The sequence below is a fragment of the Nocardioides sp. Root151 genome (genome assembly GCF_001427925.1).
In the GTDB taxonomy this organism is placed as follows: domain Bacteria; phylum Actinomycetota; class Actinomycetes; order Propionibacteriales; family Nocardioidaceae; genus Nocardioides.
Map to the genome: position 1 here is coordinate 1 of NZ_LMGG01000007.1, position 13296 is coordinate 13296.

The following is a 13296-nucleotide window of genomic DNA, read 5'->3' on the forward strand; positions in this document are numbered from 1 at the left end:
GTCGGGAAGGTGTCCCAGGCGACGTTGGTGGTGGTGCCGGCCGGGTTGCAGGCATCGAGGGAGGCCGGCTGGGCCGGGACGTCGATGACACAGTCACCGGTCTGCGGGAGCACCGTGACGTCGTCGTACGTCTTGGACGGCAGCTCGACGAACGAGGCCGAGAAGACGTAGCCGTCGTCGGCGGTGTACACCACGTCGTACGAGCCGGGGCCGTAGACGGTCGTGTCCGTGATCTGCTCCCCGTTGACCGTCACCGCGGTGTGGGCGGGGACGGTCACGCTGAGGGAGCCGTCGTCGAAGCAGGTCGGGGCGGTCGGCACGGGTGCGGCCGGAACCTCGAGGCAGGACGTTGCTGCGGCGAACGTGTGCTGGTAGGTCGCCGTGCCGTCCTGGTTCACCGTCCAGCCCGCTGTCGGGCCGAAGCCGTACGTCGCATCGGGTGTGGCGGTGATCGTGACGGTCGTGGCCTCGGTGCCGCTGGAGGCGGGCGAGATCACGTAGCCGACGTGGTCGGTGTCGGCCACCGAGATCGACCAGGGCACGTCACACGAGGTGCTCGGCTGGGCCACCGGGGCGGCCGGGTGGATCACGGTGACGCACGGGACGTCCGTGTTCTCTGTGTAGTGGACCGTGTAGGTCGCGGCGTTGCCGGGGAACACGTTCGGCGCGACGGCTGTGAAGGTCGCGGTGCCGTCTCCGTTGTCGATGCCGGTGTACTTCGGCGACGTCGAGAGCGTCACGGTGTCGTTCGCCGTACCGCAGGGGTCGGCAGGGTCGACGGTCGGAAGGTCGTCGATCACCACGGGACAGTTCTTCGGCGTGGTGAACGTGTGACTGAAGGTCACCGTCGTCTCGGGCGTCGAGCCGGTGACCAGGAAGCGGTACGGCGGGATCACGGTGTAGGTGACGGTGAAGGTGCCGCCCGGGGACAGGCTGCCCGACGTCGAGACGGTGGCCCGCGTCGAGGGGTACGTCGCCAGGACGTAGGTTCCGAGCGGGCTGGCACAGGTCGGCTCACCCCACGTGGGAGCGGCCGGCGGGACGATCAGGATCGGGCAGTCGTTCGTGGTCGGTTTCGAGGCCGCACCGGTGTCGAAGCCGTAGACGTAGCTGGACCCCTGGGCGTCCTCGAAGCCCCAGGTGCCGGGCTCGCGGTTCTCGTTGTAGGCCACCGAGTTGACGGTCTGCGCCTTCTCGTTGTCGCTGGGTGTGCGGGAGTACTTGCACACCCAGACCTTGGAGTCGGTGGTCTCGATCGTCGTGGGCGCCGACACCGTCGTGGTGGTGCGGGCGGTCGGCGCGGACTTCTTGGGAGTGGTGGCGGGCTCGGTCTGCTGTGGCTCGGCCTGGCCGGAGTCTTCTGCGTCGGCCTTGGCGGGCTCCGGCGCGGCCTCTTCCGCAACAGCCTCTTCGGGCGCGGAGGCCTCGGTGGCAGGCGTCTCGGTGGACGTGTCGGCAGCGGTCTCGCCGGCGGCGGCGTCGACAGCGGCGGTGCCGTCTGCGCCGGTGCCCGCACCGCCCTCGTCGTCGGCGGAGGCCGGAGCGGTCAGGCCGGCCACGGCGGCCAGCGTGATCAGGAGGACGACGGCCAGATGGGCCAGGAGTCGTCGAACGATGTGGGCGCGATGGAGCGCCGAAGAGCTTGCCACGGGATCCCCCCAGGATCAGTTCCGTGTGCACGCGTCACTGAAGAACGTATGCGGTGCCGTGTGGTCGTCCGGTCGAGCCCCGAGTGTGCTGGTCGCGAAGAGACCGACACGCAGCGCGGTCCCCCACTGGGTGCGCAACGGTCAAGTGTGTCCGTGGCAGGTGCCCCGGACGTGTCTCGTGCTCAGACTGATCTGCGGTCCCCCCGGCTGCGCCGGCGCGTCACTGTCGTGATGTAAGTCGCCGGACATCACCCGGATTTCCCGATCCCGGCGATGTCACTGGCCGCAACCGTAGGGGACCCCTCAGACAGTTGAAGGTGCAATCTCCGTGATCCGGGTCAAGATGGCTCGAATGGACCATGTACGAACCACCCGGTTGCGCGGGACGAACACCCGTCCGTGGGCGTAACTTTTGGAGTTTTGGGGCGTGAGGCGGCCAGTGGTGCGTGAATCGTCCAGTGGTGCCAGGTCCGTCGCACGGCGCGGGCGGCTACCGTTCGGCTGTGGAACACGCCGATCACAGTGCGCAGCCCGAGGCTGAAGAGGACCCGGCGCGGGCGCCGTACGACCCGATGCCGCACGGGCCCGAGGAAGTGGGGCTCGGGCCGTGGCAGGGGGAGTGGCCCGACGACGACCGTCTCGACCCCGAGCTGCTCGAGCACGGCGACCGGCGCAACGTCGTCGACCGCTATCGCTACTGGACGATGGAGGCGATCGTCGCCGACCTCGACACCCGGCGGCACGGCTTCCACGTCGCGATCGAGAACTGGCAGCACGACTTCAACATCGGCACGATCGTGCGCACCGCCAACGCGTTCCTGGCCGCCGAGGTGCACATCGTCGGCCGGAAGCGGTGGAACCGTCGCGGCGCGATGGTGACCGACCGCTACCAACACGTCAGGCACCACGCGACGCCCGCTGACCTGGCGGCCTACCTGCACGAGAGGTCGGTGCGGCTCCTGGGCATCGACAACCTGCCGGGTTCCGCACACCTCGAGACGATGGAGCTGCCGCGTGAGGTGTGCTTCCTCTTCGGCCAGGAGGGGCCCGGCCTCTCCGAGAGCGCGCGCGAGGTGGTCGACGGCACCTTCTCGATCGCGCAGTTCGGTTCCACCCGGTCGATCAACGCCTCGGCCGCGGCGGCGATCGCCATGCATACCTGGGTCCGGGAGTACGCCGACCTCTCCGGCGACGCCGCCTGGCGCGGCTAGGTCGTCTGCTCCAACAGGGCGCGCAGCGCCTCGAGCCCGCGCGACGTGTGGCTCTTGACCGTGCCCGTCGAGATGCCCAGCTCGTCGGCGGTCTCCTGCACGTCGAGGCCCAGCCAGTGCCGCAGGACGACGACCTTGCGCTGCATCTCCGGCATGCCTTGCAAGGCGTCGAACAGCTCCGAGCGTTCCTCGGGCCCGATGCCCGTCGGGGCCGTGGCGTCCATGCCCTCGTCCAGCTCGACGGTCTGTGGCCGCCTCAGTCGGGTCCGGTGCTCGTCGATGTTGGTGCGCACCAGGATCTGTCGCACGTAGGCGTCCGGGTTCTCGTTCATGCGCACCTGCGGCCACACGACGTACAGCTTGGTGAGCGCGACCTGCAGCAGGTCGTCGGCCTGGTGCCAGTCGCCGCAGATCGCATAGGCGATGCGGCGCAGCTGGCCCTGACGTGCGACGACGTACTCGACGTACTCCGCCTCGCGGCGGGTACGCCGAGCGGTCAGCCCGGTGAGCAGGCTCATCGCACGCCGACCTCGGACTCGTAGCGGGGTCGGGCCCAGTCGAGGAAGGCGTCGAGGGTCGAGGGGTTGCCGGCGTCGGCGGCCGGGACCGCCATGTAGTCGTCGGAACCGTCGACAGTGCGGACCAGAACGAACCACTCCGCGCCGCTGTCGTCGCGGACGTGGGCCACCCAGCTCGGGTCGTCCGCCTTCGCGAAGTTGTCGGGGAGGTCGGGCTGGATCACCTGGTCGAGGATCGTGGTTTCCCCAACCGGGGCAAGGGATTCTCCGGTGATCTTGACGAATCCCGAGCCGTCGACCGTGCCGGGCATGTCGGAGTCGTCGGTGTTCGCGGCGGCGTCGTCGCGCAGCCGCTTGAGCTGGTGTCTCGCCCAGGGTTCGAGGCGGTCGGCCGACCTGGCGGGTGACCAGATGCCGTTGCCGGGCGCGAGCATCAAGATGTTGCTGAGCTCGCCCTGCGGCGACCTCATGGTCGCTGCGACGGACACCTGTCCCTTCGCGAAGCCGTCGAGGCGGCGCACGAAGGTCCAGCCGGGCCTCACCAGCAGGTCCGTGCCTTCCCAGGCGAAGGCCAGGAAGCTGCCCCCGCCGAGGAGTTCCGCGCGTTGCTGGGGCGTCGGTGCCGGGGTCCGGTAGATCACCCGGTCGGGAGTGAGGACCGGCTTGGCGGTGTCGGCGTCGGCGTCGGCCTCCGGGTCACCGGCGAACGCGGGTGCGTCGTCGCGGTTGGTCACCTGGGGGTCACTGCCGGGCAGGGCCAGCCAGGCCGTGCCGCCGAGCACCGCGGCCATGGCCAGGGCGCCCACGCCGACCGCAGCACGCCGGCGTCGCAGCGCCGCGCGCCCCGCGGAGAGTCGTGCGTCGATCGGGCGATGGGCCGGGCCGTCGCCGATGGCGTCCTCGAGCCGGTCCAAGATGTCGTGGTGGTCGTCCATGGTGCTCTCCCCGTCCGTGGTCCTTGTGGTTCATCAAGGAGTACGGCGCGATGTCGGCGACGGTTGTCAACGAGCGTTGGGAAATCTCCGGATCAACCAGGGAAGTTGCGGTCGCCGTCGGGGCCGGCCAGCTTGGACTGGATCATCGGGTAGTCCTCGAGCTCACCGACGCCCGCGTCGTTGGGTGCGTTGATGCCGTTGCGGTTCTGGCTGGCGTCCCAGTAGGCGATCAGCGTGCCGTCCGCGTCGAACAGCTTGATCCGGTTGATCACGTCGTCGATGTTCTGGCCGTTGCGCAGGGGCATGCCGTCCTTGGCCCAGGTGATGTCGTCGGGCAGGGTGCCGACGTGCTCGACGTAGTAGTAGCCCTCGTTGGCGTCGACCTTCTCCCACTTGCCGTCGAAGAACCGCACTTCGACCCGCGCCACGGCCGGGTCGCGTCGACCCTCATGGGTGGCGACGAACTTGCCGCAGCCGGGCACCACGTCACGGTCCGGGTCGCAGGCCTGGCCGACGCCGTATCCGTAGCCGAGGTTCGAGATCTGCGGGTCGGGGGCGATCCGGTAGGCGGGCATCACGAAGGCCTCGGAGCTGCCCCTGTCGATGTAGCACTCGCCCCAGAACTTCTGGTTGCCCGAGCGCAGGTAGGCGCGTGTGTTGCCGTCGTACGTGACGATCGAGGCCATCACCTCGGGGGCCCCTCCGCGCCAGAGGTACTTGGTGCCGCCGTTGCGGCCGTCGGCCTCGTGGCAGGTCTCGACGATCTGCTGGTTCGGGTCGGACGGTGTGGTGTCGGGGGTCTGGCTCGCCACGGTGGTGGTGTCGCGGTCGTTTCCCTTGTCCGGGTCACCCTGGACGGCGTACGCGCCGCCGCCGATCACGGTCATCACGGCCAGGGCGGCCGCGCCCGTCGAGAGGCGCCGCCGGCGCAGCGCCCTGTGGCCGTTGGCGAGGTGTACGTCGAGGGGCCGGTGCTGCGGCTCGTCGTCGAAGAGCGTGTCGAAGCGGTCGTGGAGGTCAGGCATGTCAGTTCCTCGTCATCTCGGGGAGTTCTTCACCCAGGGCGGCGCGCAGGCTGTTCAGGGCATGGTGGGTGTGGGCCTTGACCGTGCCGGGCGCGATCGAGAGCTCGTGGGCGGTCTGCTCGACGGAGAAGTCGAGCCAGTGGCGCAGCACGACCACCTTGCGCTGCATCGGCGGCAGGGTGTCGAGCGCGGCCAGCAGGCTGGACCGGTCGTCGGGGTCACTGCCTGGCGGGGCGGGTGCATCGAGGCCGTCGAGGCCCGGCGACTCGCGTTGTCGCGCGGGTCTTCGGTGGTCGTCGATGTGGGCGTTGAGGATCACCCGACGCGCGTAGGCGTCGTGGGCCCGGTCGTCGCGCAGCCGCGGCCACGCGACGTACATCTTGGTGAGCGCGGTCTGCAGCAGGTCCTCGGCTCGACCCCAGTCACTGGTCAGGGTGTAGGCGAACCTGCGCAGGTAGCCCTGGCGTGCGGCGACGTACTCACTGAACGCCGCGTCGCGTTCGGCCTTGCGCATGAGGTGGTCCTCTCGTTTCTTCGACCCTGTCACTTCCTAGGACGCATGGCACCCCGCTCGGGGTTTAGGTCACCGCACGTTCGTCGCAGGCTAGGCTGGCGGCCGACCGCCGCAGCGCAATCGAGGAGCTCAGAGATGCCCATCGCCACCCCCGAGGTCTACGCCGAGATGATCGACCGGGCCAAGGCCGACGGCTTCGCCTACCCGGCCATCAACGTCTCGTCGTCGCAGACGCTGAACGCTGCACTCCAGGGCTTCGCCGACGCGGGCTCCGACGGCATCATCCAGGTCTCGACCGGTGGCGCGGAATATCTCTCCGGCCCGTCGGTGAAGAACATGGTCACCGGCTCCGTCGCCTTCGCGGTGTACGCCGCCGAGGTGGCCAAGAACTACCCGGTCAACGTCGCGCTGCACACCGACCACTGCCCCAAGGACAAGCTCGACGGCTTCGTCCGGCCGCTGGTCGCGCTCTCCGCGGAGCGGGTGGCGCGCGGCGAGCAGCCGCTGTTCCAGTCGCACATGTGGGACGGCTCGGCGATCGACCTCGACGAGAACCTCGTCATCGCCGAGGAACTGCTCGAGGCCTGTGTCGCCGCGCGCATCATCCTCGAGATCGAGGTCGGCGTGGTCGGCGGCGAGGAGGACGGCGTGGTCGGCGCCATCGACGACAAGCTCTACACGACGCCCTCCGACGCGCTGGCCACCGTGAAGGCGCTCGGCATCGGCGAGAAGGGCCGCTACCTGACCGCGCTGACCTTCGGCAACGTGCACGGCGTCTACAAGCCCGGCAACGTCAAGCTGCGCCCGGAGATCCTCGACATCGCCCAGAAGGCGGTCGTCGACGAGCTCGGCCTCGAGCCCGGTGCCAAGCCGTTCGACCTGGTCTTCCACGGTGGGTCCGGTTCGTCGCCCGAGGAGATCGCGGCCGCGGTCGACTTCGGTGTCATCAAGATGAACGTCGACACCGACACCCAGTACGCCTTCACCCGCCCGGCCGCCGCGCACATGTTCGCGCACTACGACGGCGTGCTGAAGGTCGACGGCGAGGTCGGCAACAAGAAGGCCTACGACCCCCGCGCCTGGGGCAAGGCCGCCGAGGCCGGCATGGCCGCCCGCGTGGTCGAGGCCTGCGAGAACCTGCGCTCCGCCGGCACCTCCCTCTCCTGACCCCCGCTCCCCGCAAGTAACGCGGGGTTACGGTCGCTCCACACGCGTTGTGCCACGGGCGAACCGTCGACAGCACCGCGCAAGTGCCGGTGTACGGCGCATTCCATCGGACGCCGGTCGAATTCAGGCAGACCGCTGAACGGGGTGGCGAGGGATCGGCACGTACCCGGGAGGCAGATCGGTGCCGAACCGGGTCGTCGTGATCGCGAATTCGCGACGCACCCGCGCCGCGGCCGATGCGCGCTGATCTCCCCAGAAATCGGCCCAGATGAGGCGCGACATGCCGTAGCCCTCCGCGCAGACCGATTCCTGGCGCTTCTTCTCGGCCCACACCACCTCACCCGCGGGCAGGTTGGCCACCCCGCCCTCCGCTCGGCCTCGGTACTTGACTCTGCCGTCGAACTCGATCAGGTGACGACCCACTCGCATGTCCACCCAATACACGTGCCCGTTCGTGACCACCGAGAACTGGGTCTGGACGGGGCCGAGACCAAGACTCTGGACGAGTTCGCGAGCCAGCGTTTCGCCGACCGACTCGGCTCCGGAGTCGGAGTCCTGGACGGCGCTGCGGGATCGCACGACGTGGGGCCAGTGCTCCATCGCGTCCACTGCCGTCCAGAGTTCGTTCTTGGTGGCACCCAGCTGCATGGCTGAGTCACAGGCGACCAGGCCGTGGCGATAGCCGTGCTCTCGCCCGATGTCGACGGCCGTGCGCGCGAGATCGAGCACGTGGACGCCGTTGAGGTCGACGACCTGGTCGGGGGCGAAGTGGGCGAGGTGATGCTTGACGCCGTGTTCGGTGCGGGACCCGGTGACACCCGGGCGAGTGACGTGCACCAACGTGTCGTCGACCTCGAGCATCGGCAGCCCGTGGAGCAAGCCGGCCGACCTGTGACTGACGGCGTGCGGTCGGTTCATGGTCAGGTGCGCCGCGAGCACTCGAAGTCGGGGCTTCCCTTCACGATCATCGAGCGACTCCCAGGTGTTCCGGGCGACATAGACACCGCGCCGAACCGTCACCCACGCGCCGCCGTGACCGGTGAGTGTGCGCAGCTCGCGTTCTGTGTAGCCGGCCGCCATTGCCTGGATGCGAGTCACGAGTCCGTGTTGCAGGTTTGCATGGATGGCGAGGTCAGGGCGCATGCAGTGAGCGTCCACGTGTCTCGCCGTGCGTGCTGAGGAGAACGCGCGACCTGTGGATGAACGCTGCACAGTCCTGCGTGTGGACAGAAAGCGGCTGGAACGTACGGCGGGCTGATCCGTCACGCTGGCACTTGGGCGGTGCTCTTGACGGTTCGCCCGTGTCAGAACGCGTGTGGAGCGACGGTAACACCGCGTTACACGGGGAAGGGCGGGGTCAGCGTTCGTGGCTGGGCTTGGCGAAGAACAGGACGGCGGCGAAGCCGACGAGCAGGACGGCCGGGGGCAACAGCATCGCGTCGGCCATCGCCTGGCTGAACGGCGCGTGCACCTGCTCGGGCAGTGACCCCGACAGGGAAGCCTCCGGGCCGGCGTCGACGCCGGGCAGGTGAGAGGCGAGCCGGGCATCCATGAGTACGGCGATCGCCGCCGAGCCCAGCACGGCGCCGACCTGGCGCGTGGCGTTGTAGACGCCGGCACCGGCACCGGCCAGGTTCATCGGCAGGTTGCGCGTGGCGGTGGCGGTCAGCGGGGCCCAGACGCAGGCGCTGCCGGCGCCGAGGAGGGCCATCGGTGCGATGAACTCCCACGTCGAGGAGTCGGGCGTCATCACGCGGGAGAGCCAGAACAGCGAGGCCGAGGCGCCGATGAAGCCGAGGGCGGTGATGGTGCGCGGGTGGATCCGGTCGATGAGCTTGCCGACCCCGGGGGCGAGCACGATGCTGACCAGCGCCATCGGCACCAGCAGGAGCGCGGACCGGGTGGGCGAGAGGTCGCGCACCAGCTGGGCGTAGAGCATGAACGGGAAGCCGATCGAGGTGATCGCGAACGACATCGTCGAGATGGCCAGGTTGGAGACCGAGAAGTTGCGGTCGCGGAAGAGGCGCAGCGGCACCAGCGGCTCGCGCCGGTTGCGCGACTGCCAGAACACGAAGACGGCCAGCACGACGAGGCCGGTGATGATCAGCCGCCACACGGTGATCACGCCGGTGATCCCGGACCAGTCGTACTGGTGGCCCTCCTGGATGCCGAAGACCAGGCAGAACATGCCGACGCCGGAGAGCGCGACGCCCAGCCAGTCGAAGGAGTGCTGGTGGGTGTCGAGATTGGGCACGAGGCGCTGGGCGAGGACGAAGGCGACGATGCCGACCGGGATGTTGACGAAGAACACCCACTCCCAGCCGAGCGAGCCGACCAGGACACCGCCGAGCAGTGGGCCGACCAGGGTGGCGACACCGGCCGTGGCTCCCCACAGCGACATCGCCTGGCCGCGACGGGCGGCCGGGAAGATGCGGGTGATGATCGCCATCGTCTGCGGGGCCATCATCGCGGCGCCGAAGCCCTGGAGGACGCGGGCCCCGATCAGCATCTCGACGGTGCCGGTCAACCCGCACCACAGCGATGCGATCGTGAACACCGTGAGCCCGGCCAGGTAGAGCCGCTTGGGGCCGAACCGGTCGCCGAGCCGGCCGGTGATCAGCACGGGTACGGCGTAGGCCAGCAGGTAGGCACTGGTCACCCAGACCACCGAGTTCACCTCGGCGTCGAGGTCGCTCATGATGTCGGGCGTCGCGACGCTCACGATCGTCATGTCGACCAGGATCATGAAGAAGCCGAGGCAGAGGGCGAAGAGCGCCGGCCACGGGCTGACGTCGTCGGAGACCTGGGCCGGAGTGGTGTTGGTGTCGGTCACGACTCGATTCAACACCCTTGCACCCACAAACCATTCCTTGAATATTGCTCCATTGCTTTCCGTTGCGGAAAGTGATTGGCTTTCCAACATGGAAAACAATGAGCGGATGCAGGCCTCGGAAGCCCTGGACGCCATCGGCGACACTCGCGCCGACCTCGCCGACCGGCTCGTCACGCCGTGGTTCCACCACCCGGTGCTCGCGGTGCTGATGACCGGAATGGTGCTGGTCCACGGCCTCGAGCAGTTCCGCGACTCGTGGTTCCGGGTGCCGTTCGCACTGGTCGTGATCGCCGCCAGCCTCGGCCTGGCCAGGCTCTACGCGCACATGACCGGCATCTCGATCAGCAGTCCGGTCGGTCCGCGCAGCAAGCTGATGCTGACGATTCTCGGCGTCGGCCTCGTCGGCTCTTTGCTGTGGCTGATCATCGCCGAGCCGGCCCAGGGCGTGGTCCTCGGCGTGGCCGGGTTCGTCTTCGTCTTCACCGTCGTCGCCGGCCGGTCGTACGACGCCGCGCTGCGCGCCGACCTGCGCACGGAGAAGGTTGCGCGATGACAGGGGGGCCTGAGTTCAACGAGGTCATCCATGCGCCCAACCGGCTGCAGATCTGCGCGCTGCTGGTCAACGTGGAGAAGGCCGAGTTCGCCACGATTCGCGACAGCCTCGGCGTGGCCGACTCCGTGGTCAGCAAGCACCTCAAGGTGCTCGCCGATGCCGGCTACGTGAAGCTCGACAAGCCCACGGGTGGTGGGCGGGTGCGCACCTGGGCCGGCATCACCAAGGAGGGCCGGCGCGCCTTCGCCGCCCACGTGGCAGAGCTGCGTCGCCTGACCGAGAGCCTCGACCTCCAGTCCTGAGGCAGAGTCCCGGGAGCGGGCGTGACAGGCTGGCCGCATGAGCCACATGGACCTGATGGCGGGACCCCCGCCCACCCACCTCCCCGAAGACCCCGCCGCCGCAGACCTCGTCGGTGGCACGCCGCCCGCGACCGTCGTGCGCGCCCACCCGGAGTCGCCGTTCGCCTGGGCCGCGATGGCCGAGCAGGCCGTCGAGCAGGGCGCCGACGACGTCACCGTCTACGCCTACTCGCGGGTCGGCTACCACCGCAGCCTCGACATGCTGCGCCGCAACGGCTGGAAGGGTCACGGCCCGGTGCCGTGGGAGCACGAGCCGAACCGCGGCTTCCTGCGCTCGCTGGCGCTCCTCGCCAAGAGCGCCCGGGCGATCGGCGAGCAGGCCGAGTGGGACCGCTGCTCGGAGTTCCTGCGCGACTCGAGCCCGACGGCGTACGACGAGCTGCTGGGCTGACCTTCAGCGCCGGCTGCGGGCGATGCGTACGACGTCCGCGGCCACGCCGGTCGGCCGGCTCGACCGCGGCCACACCGCCCGCAAGGGGCGTCCGAGGTCGAGCTCCTCGTCGAGGGGCACCGAGACCAGGGACCCGCTGGACACCTCCGAGGCGACCGCGAGCTCACTGAGCACCGCCGGGGCCGTGCCGGCAGCGACGCTGGCCTTCACCGCGGCGGTGCTGGCCAGCTCCATCTCCAGTTCGCTGACCCGGTGACCTGCCCGGGCCAGTGCCGCCTCGAGGGTGTCGCGGGTGCCGGACCCGGCCTCGCGCAGGATCAGGTGGGTCGCGGACAGCTCGGCCGCGGTGACCGGCCGGCGCCGCCGCGCCCACGGGTGGTCGGGCGCCACGATCACCACCAGTCGGTCGTGCCGGATGATCGTCGACCCGACGGTGCGTGGCACGTACGGCGACTCGACGAAACCCAGGGGCACCCGGGCGGCGAGCACCGCGTCGAGCACGTCGTGGGAGTTGCCGACGTCGAGGCTCACCTGGAGCTCGGAGTGGTGCCGGCGCAGCCTGGCCAGCCAGTTGGGAGCGAGGTACTCCGCGATGGTCAGGCTGGCCGCGACGGTCAGGTGCGGCTTGTGGTCGTCGGCGAGCGATCGGGCTCCGACCACGACCCGATCGACCCCGGCCAGGGCCTCGCGGGCCCACTCGGCCACCACACTCCCCTCGGTGGTGAGCCGGGATCCCGTGGCCGAACGGTGCACCAGCACCACGCGCAGCTGGCGCTCCAGTCGGGCGATGGCGCGGCTGGCGTTGGGTTGGGCCATGTCGAGGGCTCGGGCCGCCCCACCGAGTGACCCGAGCTCACCGACGCGCACCAACAGCTCGAGCGCGGTGAGGTCGGGACGGTCCGTGGGCATGCAGGAAGGATATGACCTGCCCCAGAGCCATATCAACAGCGCATGAGTTCATGTCGAAATGACGGCTACCGGGAACGACCGTCCGGCGCGACCCTCGAAGGGTGACCTCCCTCAACGACGCCACCGTGACCAGCCCGCCGTCGACGACCGCGCAGCGGCCCGCGACGACCTGGCCCGGTCTGCTGCTGGCGGCGGCGGGTGGCGCGGCCGGGCTGCTCGGTCACCGACTCGTCCCGCAGCTGAGCCCCGTGCTGGTCGCGATCGTGCTCGGTGTCGTGGTCGGCAACCTCCGTCAGCCCTCGGCGGCCACGGCCCCCGGGCTCGCCGTGGCCTCGCGCCGGGTGCTGCGGATCGGCGTCGCGCTGCTCGGCCTGCAGCTCGTGCTCTCCGACGTGTTCGCCCTCGGGTGGGCGATGGTGCTGGTCATCGTCGCCGTGGTGGTCGGCGGCATCGCCGGCAGCCTGTGCCTGGGGCGGGCGCTCGGCGTACCGCCCGGGCGTCGGCTGCTGATCGCCTGCGGCTTCTCGATCTGCGGTGCGGCCGCGGTCGCCGCCGTGGCCGGCGTGCGCCGCTCGGAGGAGAAGGACGTCGCCTCGGCGGTCGCCCTGGTGGTGGCGTTCGGGAGTGCGGCGATGCTGGTGCTCCCGGCGATCGCCACCGCGCTGGGGATGAACGTCGTGGGAGCCGGAGCCTGGGCCGGTGGCTCGATCCACGAGGTCGGCCAGGTCGTCGTCGCCGGTGGCCTGCTGGGTGGGGCCGCGCTGCAGGTGGCCGTGGTGGTCAAGCTCGGCCGGGTCCTGATGCTCGCACCCGTCCTCACCGCGCTGACGTGGGCCGACCGCCGACGGGGCGCCGAGGTCGAGGGCGCCGTCCGCCCACCGCTGATGCCCGCCTTCGTGGCCGTCTTCATCCTCGGCACCGTGGCCCGCACCTGGCTGCCGCTGCCCGACCAGCTGCTCGACGTCGCCGGCGTGGTGCAGTCCCTCGCCCTGGCCGCCGCGATGTTCGCGCTCGGCCACGCCCTGGACCGCAAGTGCCTCTCGGCGCTCCGCGGCCGCGAGGTCGCCATGGCCACCGGGGCCTCCGTGCTGGTCGCGCTGATCGCGCTGCCGGCCGTGTTCCTGGTGAGCTGACCGTGCCCTCGCGGCGGCTCTTGAGCGGTGGTGTTGACGCTTCGCACGTCGTACGACGCGGGCGGAGCGACCATAACCCCGCGTTACACGTGCAGG

The 13296-nt window shown here is 69.9% G+C and carries 13 protein-coding genes and 1 pseudogene; 6 read left to right on the forward strand and 8 right to left on the reverse strand.

Going from position 1 to position 13296, the window contains the following annotated elements:
- Positions 1–1649, reverse strand: a pseudogene (locus tag ASD66_RS17580) (hypothetical protein); the annotation flags it as partial.
- A 572-nt stretch (positions 1650–2221) separates the two neighbouring features.
- Between ASD66_RS17580 and ASD66_RS17585 the strand changes: the two are divergent.
- A complete protein-coding gene (locus ASD66_RS17585; protein WP_056683009.1) occupies positions 2222–2860 on the forward strand; it encodes a TrmH family RNA methyltransferase in 639 nt (212 codons plus the stop codon).
- Here the strand turns inward: ASD66_RS17585 and ASD66_RS17590 are convergent.
- The 4 genes from ASD66_RS17590 to ASD66_RS17605 form a co-directional block, all read right to left on the reverse strand.
- Positions 2857–3378, reverse strand: coding sequence for a SigE family RNA polymerase sigma factor (locus ASD66_RS17590; protein ID WP_056891754.1), 522 nt, complete (start codon positions 3376–3378; stop codon positions 2857–2859). The genes ASD66_RS17585 and ASD66_RS17590 overlap by 4 nt on opposite strands.
- A complete protein-coding gene (locus tag ASD66_RS17595; RefSeq protein ID WP_056891755.1) occupies positions 3375–4313 on the reverse strand; it encodes a hypothetical protein in 939 nt (312 codons plus the stop codon). Before ASD66_RS17595 ends, ASD66_RS17590 begins: the two co-directional genes overlap by 4 nt.
- Positions 4314–4405: 92 nt before the next feature.
- Positions 4406–5338 carry a hypothetical protein gene (locus tag ASD66_RS17600; RefSeq protein WP_056891756.1) on the reverse strand — a complete coding sequence of 311 codons (933 nt, stop codon included), beginning with the start codon at positions 5336–5338 and terminating at the stop codon, positions 4406–4408.
- Between the two features lies 1 nt (position 5339).
- Complete coding sequence (locus ASD66_RS17605) at positions 5340–5852, reverse strand: SigE family RNA polymerase sigma factor (protein ID WP_056682997.1); 513 nt, start codon at positions 5850–5852, stop codon at positions 5340–5342.
- Positions 5853–5987: 135 nt separating this feature from the next.
- Here ASD66_RS17605 and fbaA point away from each other — a divergent pair, with 135 nt between their 5' ends.
- Positions 5988–7019, forward strand: a complete 1032-nt coding sequence (gene fbaA / locus ASD66_RS17610) for a class II fructose-bisphosphate aldolase (protein ID WP_056682994.1) — start codon at positions 5988–5990, stop codon at positions 7017–7019.
- A 123-nt stretch (positions 7020–7142) separates the two neighbouring features.
- On the opposite strand, the gene ASD66_RS17615 is transcribed toward fbaA, so the two are convergent.
- Positions 7143–8162 carry a type IV toxin-antitoxin system AbiEi family antitoxin domain-containing protein gene (locus ASD66_RS17615; protein WP_056891757.1) on the reverse strand — a complete coding sequence of 340 codons (1020 nt, stop codon included), beginning with the start codon at positions 8160–8162 and terminating at the stop codon, positions 7143–7145.
- A gap of 214 nt (positions 8163–8376) precedes the next feature.
- Positions 8377–9852, reverse strand: a complete 1476-nt coding sequence (locus ASD66_RS17620; protein WP_056891758.1) for a DHA2 family efflux MFS transporter permease subunit — start codon at positions 9850–9852, stop codon at positions 8377–8379.
- A gap of 106 nt (positions 9853–9958) precedes the next feature.
- Between ASD66_RS17620 and ASD66_RS17625 the strand changes: the two genes are divergently transcribed.
- From ASD66_RS17625 to ASD66_RS17635, 3 genes are read left to right on the forward strand one after another with little or no spacing between them, the layout of a single operon-like run.
- Positions 9959–10405: a hypothetical protein gene (locus ASD66_RS17625; RefSeq protein ID WP_056891759.1), complete on the forward strand. Its 447-nt coding sequence runs from the start codon at positions 9959–9961 to the stop codon at positions 10403–10405.
- Positions 10402–10707: a transcriptional regulator gene (locus tag ASD66_RS17630; protein ID WP_056891760.1), complete on the forward strand. Its 306-nt coding sequence runs from the start codon at positions 10402–10404 to the stop codon at positions 10705–10707. Before ASD66_RS17625 ends, ASD66_RS17630 begins: the two co-directional genes overlap by 4 nt.
- 37 nt (positions 10708–10744) lie before the next feature.
- The gene (locus ASD66_RS17635) at positions 10745–11158 is read left to right on the forward strand and encodes a DUF3151 domain-containing protein (protein WP_056682979.1); all 414 of its coding nucleotides are present in this window, start codon (positions 10745–10747) and stop codon (positions 11156–11158) included.
- A gap of 3 nt (positions 11159–11161) precedes the next feature.
- Here ASD66_RS17635 and ASD66_RS17640 read toward each other — a convergent pair whose 3' ends face one another.
- Entirely contained in the window at positions 11162–12067 is a 906-nt protein-coding gene (locus tag ASD66_RS17640; protein WP_056682976.1) for a LysR family transcriptional regulator, read from the reverse strand.
- A 101-nt stretch (positions 12068–12168) separates the two neighbouring features.
- Here ASD66_RS17640 and ASD66_RS17645 point away from each other — a divergent pair, with 101 nt between their 5' ends.
- A complete protein-coding gene (locus ASD66_RS17645; RefSeq protein WP_056891761.1) occupies positions 12169–13200 on the forward strand; it encodes a YeiH family protein in 1032 nt (343 codons plus the stop codon).
- Positions 13201–13296: the final 96 nt, after the last annotated feature.